This window comes from Exiguobacterium sp. LL15 (genome assembly GCF_024436095.1).
GTDB classification, from domain to species: domain Bacteria; phylum Bacillota; class Bacilli; order Exiguobacteriales; family Exiguobacteriaceae; genus Exiguobacterium_A; species Exiguobacterium_A indicum.
Genome location: NZ_JANFNX010000001.1, coordinates 378,156 through 394,754, shown reverse-complemented (window position 1 = coordinate 394,754; position 16,599 = coordinate 378,156). Strand labels below are relative to the sequence as shown.

Annotated in this window: 16 protein-coding genes; 1 reads left to right on the top strand and 15 read right to left on the bottom strand. The window is 49.4% G+C overall.

All coding sequences use genetic code 11. The features are described 5' to 3' along the window. Position 1: 1 nt before the first annotated feature. The 15 genes from uvrB to NOM72_RS01770 form a co-directional block, all read right to left on the bottom strand. Complete coding sequence (uvrB, locus tag NOM72_RS01840) at positions 2 to 1,969, bottom strand: excinuclease ABC subunit UvrB (protein WP_023469235.1); 1,968 nt, start codon at positions 1,967 to 1,969, stop codon at positions 2 to 4. A gap of 206 nt (positions 1,970 to 2,175) precedes the next feature. Next, a complete protein-coding gene (locus NOM72_RS01835; protein WP_255997586.1) occupies positions 2,176 to 3,339 on the bottom strand; it encodes a PDZ domain-containing protein in 1,164 nt (387 codons plus the stop codon). A gap of 22 nt (positions 3,340 to 3,361) precedes the next feature. Continuing rightward, positions 3,362 to 4,786 (bottom strand): S41 family peptidase, encoded by a 1,425-nt coding sequence (locus NOM72_RS01830; RefSeq protein ID WP_255997585.1) that lies wholly within the window; start codon positions 4,784 to 4,786, stop codon positions 3,362 to 3,364. A 94-nt stretch (positions 4,787 to 4,880) separates the two neighbouring features. After that, the gene (locus tag NOM72_RS01825) at positions 4,881 to 6,266 is read right to left on the bottom strand and encodes a M23 family metallopeptidase (protein WP_255997583.1); all 1,386 of its coding nucleotides are present in this window, start codon (positions 6,264 to 6,266) and stop codon (positions 4,881 to 4,883) included. A gap of 40 nt (positions 6,267 to 6,306) precedes the next feature. Continuing rightward, complete coding sequence (ftsX, locus tag NOM72_RS01820; RefSeq protein ID WP_023469239.1) at positions 6,307 to 7,206, bottom strand: permease-like cell division protein FtsX; 900 nt, start codon at positions 7,204 to 7,206, stop codon at positions 6,307 to 6,309. Continuing rightward, positions 7,196 to 7,882, bottom strand: a complete 687-nt coding sequence (gene ftsE / locus NOM72_RS01815; RefSeq protein ID WP_023469240.1) for a cell division ATP-binding protein FtsE — start codon at positions 7,880 to 7,882, stop codon at positions 7,196 to 7,198. The genes ftsX and ftsE overlap by 11 nt, the downstream gene beginning before the upstream one ends. A 195-nt stretch (positions 7,883 to 8,077) precedes the next feature. Continuing rightward, positions 8,078 to 8,449, bottom strand: a complete 372-nt coding sequence (gene cccB, locus NOM72_RS01810) for a cytochrome c551 (RefSeq protein WP_023469241.1) — start codon at positions 8,447 to 8,449, stop codon at positions 8,078 to 8,080. 116 nt (positions 8,450 to 8,565) lie between these two features. Continuing rightward, the gene (locus NOM72_RS01805) at positions 8,566 to 9,435 is read right to left on the bottom strand and encodes a YitT family protein (protein WP_023469242.1); all 870 of its coding nucleotides are present in this window, start codon (positions 9,433 to 9,435) and stop codon (positions 8,566 to 8,568) included. 97 nt (positions 9,436 to 9,532) lie between these two features. Continuing rightward, entirely contained in the window at positions 9,533 to 10,036 is a 504-nt protein-coding gene (locus NOM72_RS01800; protein WP_255997580.1) for a GNAT family N-acetyltransferase, read from the bottom strand. Next, positions 10,036 to 10,803 (bottom strand): class I SAM-dependent methyltransferase, encoded by a 768-nt coding sequence (locus NOM72_RS01795; protein ID WP_255997578.1) that lies wholly within the window; start codon positions 10,801 to 10,803, stop codon positions 10,036 to 10,038. The genes NOM72_RS01800 and NOM72_RS01795 overlap by 1 nt, the downstream gene beginning before the upstream one ends. 60 nt (positions 10,804 to 10,863) lie before the next feature. Further along, positions 10,864 to 11,964: a peptide chain release factor 2 gene (gene prfB, locus NOM72_RS01790; RefSeq protein ID WP_023469245.1), complete on the bottom strand. Its 1,101-nt coding sequence runs from the start codon at positions 11,962 to 11,964 to the stop codon at positions 10,864 to 10,866. Between the two features lie 68 nt (positions 11,965 to 12,032). Beyond that, complete coding sequence (secA, locus tag NOM72_RS01785; RefSeq protein WP_255997575.1) at positions 12,033 to 14,552, bottom strand: preprotein translocase subunit SecA; 2,520 nt, start codon at positions 14,550 to 14,552, stop codon at positions 12,033 to 12,035. A 3-nt stretch (positions 14,553 to 14,555) separates the two neighbouring features. Beyond that, on the bottom strand, positions 14,556 to 14,684 hold the full coding sequence (locus NOM72_RS01780; RefSeq protein ID WP_255343755.1) for a hypothetical protein: 129 nt from the start codon (positions 14,682 to 14,684) through the stop codon (positions 14,556 to 14,558). 84 nt (positions 14,685 to 14,768) lie between these two features. After that, a complete protein-coding gene (hpf, locus tag NOM72_RS01775; RefSeq protein WP_023469247.1) occupies positions 14,769 to 15,332 on the bottom strand; it encodes a ribosome hibernation-promoting factor, HPF/YfiA family in 564 nt (187 codons plus the stop codon). 279 nt (positions 15,333 to 15,611) lie between these two features. Next, positions 15,612 to 15,812 (bottom strand): cold shock domain-containing protein, encoded by a 201-nt coding sequence (locus NOM72_RS01770; protein WP_023469248.1) that lies wholly within the window; start codon positions 15,810 to 15,812, stop codon positions 15,612 to 15,614. Between the two features lie 252 nt (positions 15,813 to 16,064). Here NOM72_RS01770 and NOM72_RS01765 point away from each other — a divergent pair, with 252 nt between their 5' ends. After that, positions 16,065 to 16,571 (top strand): competence protein ComK, encoded by a 507-nt coding sequence (locus tag NOM72_RS01765; protein ID WP_255997572.1) that lies wholly within the window; start codon positions 16,065 to 16,067, stop codon positions 16,569 to 16,571. The last annotated feature ends 28 nt before the right edge of the window (positions 16,572 to 16,599 follow it).

Sequence of the window (16,599 nt, the reverse complement as noted above, 5' to 3'; positions counted from 1 at the left end):
CTTAGGCACCTGCTTTCAATTCTAATATGAGGTCGCGGAGCTCAGCAGCTCGTTCGAACTGCATGTCTTTCGCCGCTTGACGCATCTCTTGGTCGAGCTGCTCAAGCAACGTTTCGCGCTCGGGTTTTTTGAGTTTGTTGAACTTCTCGAGTTTCTCGACGGTGTCGTCGCTCTCGATCGTCGTACTGATGACACCACGAACGTCTTTTTTGATCGTCTGCGGCGTGATGCCATGTTCTTCGTTGAACGCCATCTGGATCGCGCGACGGCGTTCCGTCTCATCGATTGCGCGTTGCATCGAATCGGTGACTTTATCAGCAAACAAGATGACGTGTCCTTCCGAGTTCCGCGCCGCCCGACCAATCGTTTGAATCAGCGAACGGTCCGAACGGAGGAAACCTTCCTTATCGGCATCGAGAATCGTCACGAGTGAGACTTCCGGAATATCGAGTCCTTCTCGTAACAAGTTGATCCCGACGAGGACATCGTATTTCCCGAGCCGTAAGTCACGGATGATTTCAATCCGTTCCAGCGTCTTGATCTCCGAGTGCATGTAGTTGACCTTGACACCGTTCTCTTTCAAGTAGTCGGTCAAGTCTTCTGCCATCTTCTTCGTCAGTGTCGTCACGAGAACACGTTCGTTCTTCGCGACCCGGTCACGGATGTTATCCATCAAGTAATCGATTTGTCCCGTGATCGGATGAATCTCGATCGTTGGATCAACGAGACCGGTCGGACGGATGATTTGCTCGACCATCTCTTTCGAATGTTCGAGTTCATACGGTCCTGGTGTCGCCGAGATATAGATCGCCTGACTGACTTTTTCCTCGAACTCCTCGAACCGTAACGGACGGTTGTCTTTTGCCGACGGAAGACGGAAGCCGTGATCGACGAGGACTTGTTTCCGTGCCTGGTCGCCGTTATACATCCCGCGAATTTGCGGCAGTGTGACGTGCGACTCATCGGCAACGAGTAAGAAGTCCTTCGGGAAGTAATCGAGCAATGTATACGGTGTTGCCCCTTCCGGCATCAAGTTCAAATGGCGCGAGTAGTTCTCGATTCCGGAGCAATAGCCCATCTCACGCATCATCTCGAGATCGTAGTTCGTCCGTTGTTCGAGCCGTTGCGCTTCGAGCAACTGATTGTCTTCGCGTAGCTTCGCAAGCTGGACCTCTAGTTCCTTCTCGATGTTCGCGATCGCCTTCTGCAGACGGGTATCCCCCGTCACGAAGTGGGACGCCGGGAAGATCGAGATGTGCTCACGGTCCGCGACGATCTCACCTGTCAGCGGATCCATATCACGAATCCGTTCGATCTCGTCACCGAAGAACTCGACCCGGACACATTGTTCATCGCGTGACGCCGGGAAGATTTCGACGACGTCTCCGCGGACGCGGAACCGTCCGCGCTGGAAGTCGATGTCGTTACGCTCATACTGGATGTCGATTAGACGACGGAGCATCTCGTTTCGCCCCATCTCATTGCCGACACGCAGTGACAAGACGTGGTTGTTGTACTCTTCCGGGTTACCGAGACCATAGATACACGAGACAGAAGCAACGATCAAGACGTCCTCCCGTTCGAACAGGGCGGACGTCGCCGAGTGACGTAGTTTATCAATCTCATCGTTGATCGAAGAGTCCTTCTCAATGAACGTATCCGTCGACGGTACATACGCTTCCGGTTGATAATAATCATAAAAACTAACGAAGTATTCGACCGCATTGTTCGGGAAGAATTCCTTGAACTCCGAGTAGAGTTGTCCCGCTAGTGTTTTGTTATGGGCAAGGACGAGCGTCGGTTTCTTGATTTCCTTGATGACGTTCGAGACCGTGAACGTCTTCCCGGTACCGGTCGCCCCAAGCAACGTCTGATGTCGTTCGCCTTGTTTTAGCCCAGTCACCAATTTTTCGATTGCCGTCGGCTGATCACCGCCTGGCTCAAATGGTGAAACGAGTTCAAAATCCATCGTTTGCTTCCCCCTCATCACGTAAAAAATCTATTTTTATTGTACCACTTTACGAACAAACATTCGATTATGAAGTGCTTCTTTTAGGAAGTTACCCTTTTTTTCGAAAATGCAAAAGTTTCTTTTTGCTTCTAGTGTTGATCCTCGGTTTTTCTGCCGACAAAAAAATCCCCGTCACGGCTGTTCCGTGACAGGGATGTACTAATTTAATGCAAAGACCGCACTTTAGTGCGACCATGGACCGGCTCGTTGACGAACAGGATACCAAGCTCATGATGATCTTGTTCATAGAAGGCACGTTGCGCAAACCGGATGTCACCGTTATGGTTCATGACTTCAAGACGCAGATACGGTTTGTGTTTTTGGATCGCTTCGTAGAACGATGCTTCCGAATCGACCTTCTCACCATTGACCTTATAGATCGCTTCACCCGGAATCAAGCCCATCTCGGCAGCTGGTTTATCAGGTAGCGTTCCAAGAATGACGGCACCACGCGTTCCATTGAGGAACAATGGTGTCTGTGCCCGGTTCAAGCGTTTGACCCGCTGATGCAATAGGATATGCAGAACGAGCAACAAAACGATCCCGTACAGCCATTCAGCTTGTCCGGTGACGTATGCAAGAACCGTCAATAGAATCGCGACGAGACTCGTGATCAAACGTCCTTGAACGAGCGGACGCATCAATTCTTTCGGCAACTTACCCGTAAAGAGGAAGCTGAAGCCGATTGGTAACCAAAGCACGATTGGAACGAGCTCTGGGAAGCTGTAACGTGGCCACCAGGCTTCAAGCACGTCGCCCGGAACAAAGACGAGCAAAGGCAATAGCCAAAGTTTATTCGCTGACAGCCCACCGATGAAGCGACCACGCTTCGAGACGACGAGTGACGGTGACAGGCGTCGTTGCCCGCGCCACCAGACGAGGAGACATTCCGCGACGAGCGTTAACGTCGCAAGCAATAAAATCATTTTCGGCTCAACCTGACGAACCGGATCAAGACGTGCATCCATTAGGAACCAACCGGCAAGTCCAAGCAAGACGATCGGCCAAAGCGGTATGTTCAAGCGAACGATACCGACCAACAGCAAGACGCTCGAGAGTCCGAGTAACAACAGAGCGTATTGCGGCGTCAGCGTCAATCCGAACCAGCCGCTGACGACAGACAGGACGAGACCAACGAGTAACCCCGGTAAAAGCGTTTCGAGGACATCGCTTCGTTTACCGTGCGTCCGGGAGCGGAACAGTCCACGTTCCCGTTTGACACGCCGGATGCCGATGACCCAACTGACAAGGAGTGCTAACCACAAGGTCGGACTGGCGATGAGACTAATCGCGGTCCAACCAATTTCATCGAGTAATTCCACGCGCATTCAGACCTCTTTCCATTCCTTATTATTGAGCAGCGACCTCGAGTGCTTTTTTCCGCTGGACGTCATTCTTATCGTCCTCGAGTTTCTTCAGGAGACGCGTCTCCATCTCACCCGCTGTCTGCTGATCGATTTTTCCAGTGACATCAAGCTTCGCATCCTTTTGCAAGGCTTCGACGGCTTTCTTCATCGTGTCACCGAAATACCCATCCTGTCCTTTTGGCTCGAAACCGATTGCTTCGAGGACGAGGTGAGCATTTTCGACTGATTTTCCATAATCGCCGACTGCGAGTGACTTTTGATCAGTCAAAATCTTCGTGACGTTGAAGTACGCCGGTTGCTTGACTTCAATCGTCGGCTTAACGCCTTTTTTATGAATCCAGTTGCCGTCCGGTGTCAGCCATTTGTTCGTCGTTAACTTCAAATCGCTACCGTCCTTCAAGTCATAGGCACTTTGGACGATGCCTTTACCGAACGATTTCGTACCGACGACCTCGGCTCCAGCACCTTCTTTCAGACCAGCTGCTAAAATCTCGGACGCGGACGCTGATCCGCCGTCTTCGAGCACGACGATGTTATAAGGTTTCTTCTCGTCTGCCTTCCCGAATTCCTGCTGACGCTCTCCCTTATTGTTCTCGACTTGATAAATCGGAACGTCCTTCGGAATAAACGGTGCAATCATGCTTGAGACAGCCGTTAAGAGACCACCCGGATTTCCGCGAACGTCGATGACGAGTCCATCGATATTCTGACTCTCGAGTTTCGCGAGCCCCTTCTCGAACTCTTTAGCCGTCGGTTCTGAGAACTGTGTCACTTGCAAGACACCAATCTTCTTCCCGTTGACGTCCTCGGTCGACGTATAGACCGTCTCAATCGGAATCGTATCCCGTTTGATCGTGATGTCCATCGCGTCTTGACCGCTGCGTTGAATCGTCAGGACGACGTTCGTTCCTTTTTCACCACGGATTTTCTTGACCGCCTGATCCGTCTTTTGCCCTTTCGTCGACTTGCCGTCGATTTCTAAGATGACGTCACCCGGTTTGATGCCAGCTTTTTCAGCGGGTGATCCTTTGATTGGTGAGACGATGACAATCGACTCGCCTTTTTGTTCAAGCGTCGCACCGATTCCTTCGAACGAAGACGATAGATTCGTATTGAACGATGCTGTTTCCGACTCATCCATATAGACGGAATACGGATCGTCAAGCACTTCCGCCATACCGGATAACGCACCGTCGAGTAATTCTTTATCCGTTACGTCTTCTAGATAGTTCTGTTCGATCATTTGACGGACCTGATCAATTTTTTTCCAATCACCCGTCGCATTCGCAGACGACGATGACGTCGAGACAGAATCCGTTCCGCCAGCCGCTAACATTCCGACGGCGCCTGCCCCTAAACCAAGCCCGAAGGTACTGACCGCGATGACTGCTGTTGTAGATTTTTTCACGCTTGATTCCCCACTTCCGTTAAAAAACGCATTATTTTTTTCAGTATAGCAAAAAAAGATAGGTTACCCTATCTTTTCAGTATTCTATGGGATGTCAAAAGATGTACGGTGCCGGGTCGACTGCATTCGGTTGACCGGCAGCCCACTCTCCCTTATGCAATTCGAAATGCAGATGCGGTCCTGTCGACCAGCCGGTTGATCCAAGTGTGCCGACGGTTTGACCCGGCATGACCGTTTGACCGGCTTTGACATCGATTGACTCCAGGTGGGCATAAACGGTCGTATAGACCTGATCATCAATTAAATGAGTTACCATGACGACATTGCCGTACCCCGTCGCACTGCCTGCACGCAAAACAATTCCTCCGGCTGCCGCATGAATCGGTGTCCCTTTCGCATTGACGAGATCGATTCCCTTATGGATCTCCGGCTTTCCAGTCAACGGATTGTTTCGTGGACCGAACGGTGATGAGACATAGCCTTGCACCGGTAAATGGAACGGACGATTCGAATCGACGTCTGCTGGTGTATCAGGTGTTTCAGAAGGTACTTCGACTTCAGGGACGGGTGGCTTCGTTTTCTCAGCATCCGCTTCCTGTTGTTTCGCTGCAGCAGCACGCGCAGCTTCTGCTTGCCGTTTGGCTTCCGCTACTCGCTTCGCTTCGGCTTGACGTGCTGCCTCGATTGCCCGTCGCTTTGCTTCTTCTTTTGCTTTTCGTTCTGCTTCTTTCAGTGTAGCCAGTTCATTTTGAATCAACTGTCGCTGATCAGCGAGAATTTCTGCTTCTTCAGCTTTTGAGAACTGCTCTTGTTGCAACGCTTTTACCTTCGTGTTCAACTGGACGACCAGCTTTCGCTTCAACTCCGATTCTGAGATGATTTGCGTCTGAAGGACAAGTAATTTCCGTTGCTCCCGCTTCAGACTTTCGAGCAACAACGCTTGATCGGATCGCTGTTCGTTCAACTGAATGACGTTCGCCTTATATGTTTGCAGGACATCATCATCTTGCTTCATGATCTCACTGACTGTGCTGAAACGCGAAATCAAATCACCGAAGTCTTTCGCGTCAAGCAAGACCTCGATGTAGGTAACGTCTCCCTTTTGCTGGACGGCACGTAAGCGACTGCCTAGTAAATCTTCTTGTTGATGTAGTTCCTTCAACGTTTCGGAAATGGCTTCTTCCGTCAGACGTAATCGTTCCTTAGATGCAACAACAGCCGCTTGTTGATCGGCTATCTTACGCGCTAAATCATCCAAACGGCTGTTGACTTCATCCAGTTGCGCACGGGCTTCCTTGCGCTGCTGTTTCGTCAAGATCAACTTCTCTGATGTCTGATTCTGTGATCGTTCCGTCTCTTTTAGACGGCTTTCGACCTCCTGTTGTTCCTTCAACAAATCTTCTTTCGACGTGGCATGAACGGACACGCTAGTTCCAATCAAAGCTAAGCTCAGGACGACAGAATAGAATCGGACTTTCATGAGAAGCATCTCTCCTCTATTTTATTTTTAAATGAATCGATTAAATCTTTAAGAAACGACCGAGTGACGTCGTCGATCCCCAGACACCGATGAATGCACCGAGACCGAGTAAAATTAAGACGACCTCTAGTGATAATTGTCCTGGCGGAATCAGTGAGAAGATTCCTTCGTTAATCGTTGCTAGTTGAGGTTGAATCACATTATATGAGGCTTCATAACCAAAGTAGACAACGACAATCGGGATGATGGCACCTAATATCCCCATCAACAACCCTTCAACGAAGAACGGTGCACGGATGAATCCGTTTTTCGCTCCTACGAGACGCATGATCTCGATTTCCCGACGACGGGAGAAGATCGTGACTTTGATCGTATTCGAAATGAGGAACATCGCCATGAACGTCAAACCGACGATCAGGATGATTCCACCGATCCGAACTCCTTCAAGGAAGTTAAACATCTTTTTAACATAGTCCTTACCATATTCGACACTATCTATATTTTCCATTTTATTGATGGAATTTGCAAGTGTTTCTGTCTCTTTTGGTGAGGTAGCTTTGACGATGTATCGATCGTGAAGCGGGTTATCTTTTTCAACAGACCGATACGCTTGTGAACCTTCGCCAAGTTGCTCCTTGAAGCGGTCCAGTTCTTCTTCTTTCGAACTATAACGGACAGAGGCGACACCCGGTAATTGCTTCAATGAATCGCCAACTGAATCAATTTTTGCTTGGTCTGCTTCCCGTTCAACAAAGACTTGGATTTCGACATCTTTTTCGACGTTATCAGAAATCTTGTTGACGTTGAACATGAGCATTGCGAATATTCCTACGAGAAGTAGTGTGACGGTAACGGCACTGACTGAAGCGAATGTCATCCAGCCGTTCCGGACGAGACCTTTTGCCCCTTCCCGTAAATGACGGAATCCATTAAACTTCATAGCCGTACATTCCTTTCTCTTCGTCTCGGACGATTTTTCCACCGTCGATCGCTAAGACACGATGACGCATCTTGTTGACGATGTCTCGGTTGTGTGTCGCCATTACGACCGTTGTCCCACGGCGATAGATCTCTTCGAACACTTCCATGATCTCCCATGCAGTATCCGGGTCCAAGTTTCCTGTCGGTTCATCGGCGATGACGAGTGACGGACGGTTGACGATGGCTCTCGCGATCGAGATTCGTTGTTGTTCGCCCCCAGATAATTCATCCGGATAGTTCCGTTCCTTATGCTTGAGCTTGACGAGATCGAGTACCTCGAGCACCTTCTGGCGGATTTGTGACTTGTCTTCTCCTACGACCTCTAATGCGAAGGCGACATTTTCATAAACCGTCAATGACGGGAGTAGTTTGAAATCTTGGAAGATGACGCCGATTTGGCGACGAAGTTCGGGGATTTGACGGTTCTTCAACTTACCGACTTCGATTCCTTTAAATAAAAATGAACCGCTCGTTGGTTTCTCTTCGCGGTACATCATTTTCATGAATGTTGACTTACCCGCACCCGACGGACCGACGATATAGACGAATTCGCCTTGATCAATCGTCAAATCGACCTCACGGAGTGCCGTGACGCCGTTCGGATAAATCTTACTGATTCGTTGCATCTTGATCACGTACTTCACATCCTTACTTATTTACTGATGCTGAATGGATAGGTCTAAAAACCTACCGACCACCATTATAACAGGGACGAAATTGAACGCACATTACAATCAAATGTCATTTCAAGCGATGATACCATAAAAAAGAGGTACGAGATGACGAACACATGTCGTGTCTGTCATCTCATACCCCATCATATCCCATAATTACTTTTTATCCGCGAGCCAGTCAGCAACGGCAACGATTTCTTCATCCTCTTTGAGGATTCCAGCCGGCATTTGCCCTTTCCCGTTCTTGATGATCTCTTGAATCTCTTCTGAAGAGTATTTCGAGCCGACCTTCGTCAGATTTGGTCCGACATTTCCTTCAAGGTTGTTCCCGTGACACGATGCACAGTTGTTCGCGAAGATTTTTTCCGCATCAACAGCTGTTTCCGTCTTCGACGAATCATCGTTCATCGTCGACTCTTCCTTCGTACTTGACGAATCGCTAGAGCTGGAGTCGTCACTACCACCACATGCTGCGAGTGCAAGCGTCGTGCCTAACCCTAACGCGAGTAACAAGTTTTTCAGCTTCATCCGGATATCCCCCTCTTGTAAGTATCTAAGTAAACGCTTCTGATCCTAGTTAGAGTATAACCGTTATGCAGAAGAGTTAAGCATGATTTCACAAAAACTTCACGAGTTTGGAACAATTACGGCACATTCCGGTAGCGTTTGTCGTCCGTAAAACCGAGTCCGAGAACTTCATGCGCTTCACTGACGACAAGGAACGCCGACGGGTCGATGTGTTTGACGATCTCTTTAAGCGTTGTGATCTCTCCTTGGCGGACGACGACCATCAGCATCGGTTTCCGTGTCCGCGTAAACGCACCCGCTGCCTCGATCTCCGTCGCTCCGCGATCGAGCGTCTCAAAGATTTCCTTCACTAACGCTTCCCGTTGATCGGAAATGATATAGGCGAGCTTGTCGTTCGTGATCCCGAGTTGGACGACGTCGATCATCTTGATCGTGATGAACAAGGCGACGAGCGCGTACAGTCCGATCTCAAGCGAGAAGATTGTCGCTGCACTGATGACGATCGTTCCGTCGAGCAAGGCGATACAGAGATGGAGTGGCAATTTTGTGAAACGGTGCAAAATTTGCGCAATCAAATCCATTCCCCCGGTCGAGGCACGTCCCCGGAAGATCAGACCGAGTCCGATCCCGACACCGGCACCACCGAAGATCGCAGCAAGCATCGGATTCATCGTCGCAGCCGGAACATCGAACCGCTCGTAGACAAGGATGACGACCGGTAAAAAGATCGACCCGACGAGTGATTTGACGCCAAAACCCATCCCGAGGATCATCCACCCGATCGCGAGCAAGACGACGTTCGCGACAAGTTGGAACAAGCCGGGTGAGATCCCGAACAGATCGTTCAAGACGATCGATAAGCCACTAACGCCTCCTGAAGCGAGTTGATTCGGTGCTAAAAATAAACTAAAGGCACTTGCGACGAACAAGGACCCGATTAACAAATACGCATAATCGCGCACGACTTCCTGACGTGTCGATGTCATGACATTCCATTTCCCCTTATCGATTGATTCTCGTGTTTCATTTTAGCGGAAAAGTCAGACAACGACTAGAGAGGCGGAACAACTCACAGTGTTCCCTTTATACCGCACTAAAGGGGGGACTGTAGCGGACGATGCCGCTGACGCTACGCAACCCATTCCGTTCGAGTGCAAGGACGAGAAAGACTTCTGGCGGAACGGGGAACGGTGGCTCAATACCGTAGTCGATCGCCCGTTCGAAACCAAACTGTGGATAGTAGCTGTCGTGACCAAGCACGACGATATGTGATTCACCGGCATCCCGTGCATCCTCGATCACCTGGCGGATCAACTCAGAACCGATGCCCTTTCGTTGCCAAGCCGGCAACACACCGACCGGCGCTAAGGCAAGTGACGGGATGTCACCGATATGGATTCGGCTCAAGAGGACATGACCGACGATTTCTCCTTTGTCGGTCATCGCGACGCGACCAAAGACCGGTTGCGCGGCTTCGTCCTCGCGTAACGCATCCACGAGGTTCGCTTCGCTCGGTTGTTCGAACGCTGCCTCATGGACAAGCCGGATTCCCGCTGCACCCTTGAAGCCTTCTTTCCGAATGATCATCAAAGATTTCTCCCTTCAAGTGGTTTCGTTGCGAGGAGCGTGAACTCCTTCGGGATGTTCTCACCGTTCCATCCGCGATGCTCCTCAAACTGTTGTAACGTAAATCGCGTCGCGATAACGCCGTTTAAAATCTCACTCAGCGTAAAGTAACGGACGGAGACGTCCGGAAAATCGATTTGTTCCGCGTCCGTAAAGTGTGTCTTATACGCTAAGTCACCCGCTTGTAACGCTTGATCGAAATAACGCGGTCGATACGTCAAGTCCGCATCGATCCAGCGTCCGACCGGATGAAAATCGCTAAGGATCAGCTGTCCGCCAGGCCGCAAGATCGTAAACAGAATCTGCAGAAAACGCTCGAAATCCGCAAAATAATGCAAAATGCCACCTTCTAAGTAGAGGAGATCAAACGTATCGCGATATCGTTCAAGGTCAATCGCGTAGAGATCGCAGACGACATAGTGGATTGATGTCTCAGCATAGTGCGCCAGTTCAAGCGCATACTTGGCATTCTCCTCTGAGATATCGAACACCGTGACGTCCGCCCCGAGTAACGCTAACGGCACCGCCTTGCGTCCGTTCGAACCACAGATGTTCGCGATTGTCTTCCCGGCGACGTCTTCGAAATGACGACGATGTTTCTTCAAACATGCGGCTGGATCTTGTTTGATGATCGCAGCATATTCTACCGGTGCTCCGTCGCGTTTCTCCCAAAACTCATACGCTCGGTACTCCCACGCCTGTTTGTTGATCCGACTTTGCTCCTGCATGACTGTTCCCCCTTTGACGGTCAAAAAACCAGTCGAACATCGTCCGACTGGTTGATTGTCTTACATATTCATCAGACGGAGGTACGCATCGATGAAGCCCATGATGTCACCATCCATTGCTCCTTGCGTGTTCCCGACTTCATAGTTCGTCCGGTGATCCTTGACCATGCTGTATGGGTGGAAGACGTACGAACGGATTTGGCTACCCCATGCGATATCCGATTTTTCACCACGGATCTCGTCGAGTTTCTTTTGTTGCTCTTCGATTTCGCGTTGGTAGAGTTTCGCTTTCAACATCTTCATTGCCGCTTCACGGTTTTTGATCTGCGACCGTTCTTGTTGACAAGAGACGACGACGCCTGTCGGAACGTGGGTGATCCGGACAGCCGAGTCCGTCGTATTGATGTGCTGACCACCGGCACCAGAGGCACGGTACGTATCGATCCGTAAATCTTCCGTCCGGACTTCGATGTCGATGTCATCGTTGAATTCCGGCATGACGTCACACGAGACGAACGATGTATGACGGCGACCTGACGAGTCAAACGGTGAGATCCGGACTAAACGATGGATCCCTTTTTCGGCTTTTAAGTATCCATAGGCATTGTGCCCTTGAATACGGAGCGTGACCGATTTAACACCTGCTTCATCACCCGGTTGGTAGTCCATCGTTTCGACTTTCCAGCCTTGCTTGTCGCAGAAACGTTGGTACATCCGCAACAGCATCGATGCCCAGTCTTGTGACTCGGTACCACCCGCACCTGGGTGCAACTCGAGGATCGCGTTGTTTGCGTCATACTCACCGTTCAAGAGGATTTGAAGTTCGAAGTCTTCGAACTTCTTCTTGAGATCGCCAAGTTCTGATTCGAGCTCTTCTTGAAGATCCGCATCCGGCTCTTCCTTGATCAATTCGTACGTCAAAGCGACGTTCTCGTGACCTGCTTCGAGTTCTTTATATTTGTCGACCATCGCTTTTAAGCCGTTCGACTCATCGATGACTTTTTGTGCCGATTCCTGGTTGTTCCAGAAGTCTGGGTACGTCATCTCGTTTTCAAGTTCTTCGATCCGGGCAATCTTCGACTCGAGGTCGAGTGATGCCTTATATTCGTCGAGTTTCTTTTCCATCCACTCGGCGGTGTTGCGAATTTCTGCTAATTCCATGTGTTCCACCTTCTCTTTCCGTGAAAAGAGGCAGGAATCTCCTGCCTCTCTTTCAGTCGATTCATCACTTATGCCTGACGGCCGTGACAGTTCTTATATTTCTTACCGGATCCACACCAGCACGGATCGTTGCGTCCGATTTGGTCGTTTGGATTTTTCCGGACCGGTTTTTTCTTGACCGCTTTGTCTTCCTTACCCGAAACGGCGACTTCGTCTTGGACGACTTTTTCGCGTTTGAGGTTCGGATCGAGATCTGCCCGAAGGACGAATTGCGTCACTTCTTCTGCGATCGCAGCGTTCATCGCATCAAACATCATCGAACCTTCCGATTGGTATTCACGGAGCGGGTCGTTTTGACCGTATGCCCGGAGGTGAATCCCTTCACGGAGTTGATCCATTTGATCGATATGGTTCATCCAGTGTTGGTCAACGGCACGAAGAACGATGACTTTTTCAAACTCATCAAATGCTTCGGCTGGTACTTCTGACCGTTTGTGCTCGTAGTGTGCGAATGTCCGCTCTTTAAGCAACTCGATGATCTCTTCACGTTCTTTTCCGAAGAGGTCGCTTTCCGTGACCTTCTCTTCGATCGCAAGCGTCTGGTTTGCCCACTCCGCAAGCGCACCGATGCTCCACTCTTCCGGGACGAACTCGATTGGCGTGTACTGATGGACGCCTGCTTCGATCGTCTGCTCGATCATCGGACGGACGATATCTGACACGGAACCCGCATCGAGAATTGCTGCCCGGTCCGCGTACATGACTTTCCGTTGGTCCGCCATGACGTTATCGTAGCCGAGAACTTGTTTCCGCGCATCAAAGTTGTTTCCTTCGACGCGTTTTTGAGCCGATTCAACGGCACGAGACACCATCCGGCTCTCGATTGGTTGCGAATCATCCATCCCAAGACGATCCATCATCGACTGCAATGAGTCTGAACCGAAACGACGCATCAACTCATCTTCAAGTGACAGATAGAATTGTGATGCCCCTGGATCTCCTTGACGACCAGCACGACCACGGAGCTGGTTATCGATCCGGCGTGATTCGTGACGTTCTGTCCCGAGGATGAAGAGACCACCTTTATCTAAGACACCTTCACCAAGCTTGATGTCGGTACCACGACCGGCCATGTTCGTTGCGATCGTGACCGAGTTCGCTTGACCGGCGTTCTCGATGATTTCTGCTTCACGCGCATGGTTCTTCGCGTTCAAGACTTCGTGACGAATGCCACGTTTCTTGAGGATGTTACTGAGTAACTCCGACGTCTCAACGGCAACCGTACCGACGAGGACAGGTTGCCCTTCGCGGTGGGCACGTTCGATTTCGTCTGCGACGGCAGCGAACTTCCCGTTCATCGTCTTGAAGATCAAGTCCGGCATATCGTTTCGGACGACTGGTTTGTTCGTCGGAACCGGTACGACGTGCATGTTGTAGATGTTACGGAACTCTTCTTCCTCCGTCTTCGCTGTACCCGTCATCCCGGCAAGCTTCGTATACATCCGGAAGAAGTTTTGGTATGTGATCGTCGCAAGCGTCATCGATTCGCGTTGAATCTCGACGCCTTCCTTCGCTTCGATCGCTTGGTGCAGACCTTCTGAGTAACGACGCCCTTCCATGACACGACCTGTGAACTGGTCGATGATCATGACTTCGTCTTCACGAACCATATAGTCGACGTCGCGATGCATGACGGCATTCGCCCGCAGTGCGAGGCTCAAGTGATGGTTGAGTGAGACGTGCTCGAGACCGAACAGGTTATCGATGCCGAAATATTTTTCAGCGCGGTCGATCCCTTGCTCCGTCAACAGAACACTCTTCGTCTTGATGTCGACCGTGTAGTCTTCATCTGCTTTCATGATTTTCGCGAACGTGTCCGCTTGCGAATAGAGCGCTGTCGATTTCTCGGCAGACCCTGAGATGATGAGCGGTGTCCGCGCTTCATCGACGAGGATTGAGTCGACTTCATCGACGACAGCGTAATGGAGCGGTCGTTGTACACGGTCTTCTTTATACAGGACCATGTTGTCACGCAAGTAGTCGAAACCGAACTCATTGTTCGTTCCGTACGTGATGTCACAGCTATAGGCTGCTTGTTTTTCCTGACGCGACATGCTTGAGAGATTCAAGCCGACCGATAGACCAAGAGCCGCATAAAGAGGTTCCATGATGTCACGGTCACGTTTCGCGAGATATTCGTTGACGGTAACGACGTGAACGCCGTTGCCAGCGAGGGCATTCAAATAAACAGGGAGTGTTGCGACGAGTGTCTTACCTTCCCCGGTCTTCATTTCGGCGATATCCCCGTTATGCAGGACATATCCACCGATCAACTGAACGCGGTAGTGGCGCATGCCGAGAACGCGTGTCGAAACTTCGCGACAGACCGCGAAAGCTTCCGGTAAAATATCATCTAAGTCTTCTCCGTTAGCGAGACGCTCACGGAATTCAACGACTTTTCCTTCGAGTTCTTGATCCGATAACGCACCGATTTGTGTCTCGAATGCTTCCACAGCGTCTGCTGCTTTTTCGGCTTTCTTCAGGACACGTTTCGTTGGTGCAAATAATTCTTTTAGAAAATTAGCCATGCCTTACAGTCCCCTTACTTCGAACGATTCTTTGAACGAACAGAATTCCGAGATTTTTCCTTTATTCAGTGTACCGAATACGACGTCAAATTTCAACAAGCGGACCGAGTAGCGGTCTCGGTCTTTCGTCATAGAGCAAACGTATCGTGTTTAAAAATAGTTTTCCATCATATCAAAAAGGGACTCGCCCGTAAGAGTGAGTCCCTGTTGCATTCATTATTCTGGTTCAATCAAACCGTAACGACCATCCTTACGACGGTAGACGACGTTCGTGTTGCCCGTTTCTGCGTCTGAGAAGACGAAGAATGCGTGTCCGAGCATGTCCATCTGAAGAATCGCTTCTTCCGTGTCCATTGGTTTGAGTGTGAAACGCTTCGTCCGAACGAGTTCGAGTTCTGCCTCGTCCTCTTCATAGACTGGCGCTTCCGCTTCCGGTCCTTCGAGCGTTTTGAAGTACTCTCCGATGCCGCCTTCTTTAGCGCGTCCTCTCCGGTTCAACTTCGTTTTGTGTTTCCGGATTTGACGTTCGAGCTTATCGACGACGAGGTCGATGGCTGCATACATATCGCCATTGATATCCTCTGCGCGGAGCAAGAGGTTTGGCATTGGAATCGTCACTTCGACTTTTTGCTTCTCATTGTTGACTTTGAGATTGACATAAGCCGTTTGCGCTTCCGTAGGAGTTGTAAAATAACGAGTTAACTTTTCAAGCTTTTTCTCGACGTAATCCTTGAGAGCATCTGTGACGTCCAAGTTTTCACCGCGAATGTTGTAGATCATGTAAACTCCTCCTTAAGTAACCGGTTGAACCTATGAATTCGAGATGATCCAGTCGTTTCCTTCTGAATATTCGAAATTCTTTGGTTCGTTTTTATTATAGCACGATAAGTGAAGGAAGACCATGAAAACGATGACATTCTCATGAACGTTCACTTCGATTCTTAGCGTACGATAATATTGAAGCATGTTGATGTTAACGTATATACCCGTTTCAAATGGATTCAAAACAAAAACCGCTTTTAGGCGGATAGCCTAAAAACGGTGGCGGCTGCTATTGGATTAGATCTTTGAAACGTTCGCAGCTTGTGGACCACGATCGCCTTCAACGATTTCAAATTCCACTTCTTCGCCTTCTTCAAGTGATTTGTAGCCATCGACTTGAATCGCTGAGAAGTGTACGAAGACGTCTTTCGCGTCAGACGTTTCGATGAATCCATAACCCTTTTCAGCATTAAACCATTTGACTTTACCTTGTTCCATTCGAATTCACGTTCCCTTCGCAAACCAGAGTACGAGAGCAAGCTCTCACGAATTAGTCTATCAAAAGAAGGAATTATTGACAATTAAAAATTCTGATTATTTAGAAACCATTACCACGTAATTATCAATTTCCACCAAGACATTGTTCTATATTTCAAAAAATTACATTGTCATTACATTTGTAATATTGTATTATATCGTTAGTAATTACCTGTTTTATCCATTGTCCCATTTGAGGAGGATGTAGTCGACATGCGACCATTCCATAATGATGAAAAGTATCGAATCACGAAGCGGACCGTAGCAATCTTACCTTGCTACGACATGATGAAGCAATCCATCATCGTTTTAGAAGATGGTTCTACCATCATGACGCCACTTCGACCGTATCAACTGTTGCAATTATCGTGCAGGCAGTACAATAGTTCTATTGAGGAACGGATCGTCACCGCAAAACGTGTCGCATCCGTGAAAGGAAAAGTCCCGATTGTCATCGAACCGTCACTCGGCCTCGTCTTTTTCCCTACCAAATCACCGAAACGTGATGATTGCGAATGGTACGCTTGGAGTCATATGATTGATGTCCTCGAAGAGGATGGACAGACTAAGCTGAAGACCCGCAATGGCATGCTCCTTCCCGTGAACGCCTCTCCTTACATCGTCCGCAACCAAATGAAAGCAACAGGTGAGCTTATGGCTCGCTATCAACAATTGAACGCGATGACATTAGAGGAACGCTTTAATGCAATCAAATCTTGAAAAAACGAAGGTTGGGCGATATTTTCGC

Bases quoted from the DNA above. Each gene is read 5' to 3' on its own strand.
- NOM72_RS01780 (WP_255343755.1), bottom strand. From the start codon at position 14,684: ATGACGAAAGACCGAGACCGCTACTCGGTCCGCTTGTTGAAATTTGAC.
- uvrB (WP_023469235.1), bottom strand. From the start codon at position 1,969: ATGGATTTTGAACTCGTTTCACCATTTGAGCCAGGCGGTGATCAGCCG.
- cccB (WP_023469241.1), bottom strand. From the start codon at position 8,449: ATGAAGCTGAAAAACTTGTTACTCGCGTTAGGGTTAGGCACGACGCTT.
- NOM72_RS01825 (WP_255997583.1), bottom strand. From the start codon at position 6,266: ATGAAAGTCCGATTCTATTCTGTCGTCCTGAGCTTAGCTTTGATTGGA.
- NOM72_RS01835 (WP_255997586.1), bottom strand. From the start codon at position 3,339: ATGCGCGTGGAATTACTCGATGAAATTGGTTGGACCGCGATTAGTCTC.
- NOM72_RS01800 (WP_255997580.1), bottom strand. From the start codon at position 10,036: ATGATCATTCGGAAAGAAGGCTTCAAGGGTGCAGCGGGAATCCGGCTT.
- secA (WP_255997575.1), bottom strand. From the start codon at position 14,552: ATGGCTAATTTTCTAAAAGAATTATTTGCACCAACGAAACGTGTCCTG.
- NOM72_RS01805 (WP_023469242.1), bottom strand. From the start codon at position 9,435: ATGACATCGACACGTCAGGAAGTCGTGCGCGATTATGCGTATTTGTTA.
- hpf (WP_023469247.1), bottom strand. From the start codon at position 15,332: ATGATCTACAACATTCGCGGTGAAAACTTGGACGTCACAGATGCTCTC.
- prfB (WP_023469245.1), bottom strand. From the start codon at position 11,964: ATGGAATTAGCAGAAATTCGCAACACCGCCGAGTGGATGGAAAAGAAA.
- NOM72_RS01765 (WP_255997572.1), top strand. From the start codon at position 16,065: ATGCGACCATTCCATAATGATGAAAAGTATCGAATCACGAAGCGGACC.
- NOM72_RS01770 (WP_023469248.1), bottom strand. From the start codon at position 15,812: ATGGAACAAGGTAAAGTCAAATGGTTTAATGCTGAAAAGGGTTATGGA.
- ftsX (WP_023469239.1), bottom strand. From the start codon at position 7,206: ATGAAGTTTAATGGATTCCGTCATTTACGGGAAGGGGCAAAAGGTCTC.
- NOM72_RS01795 (WP_255997578.1), bottom strand. From the start codon at position 10,803: ATGCAGGAGCAAAGTCGGATCAACAAACAGGCGTGGGAGTACCGAGCG.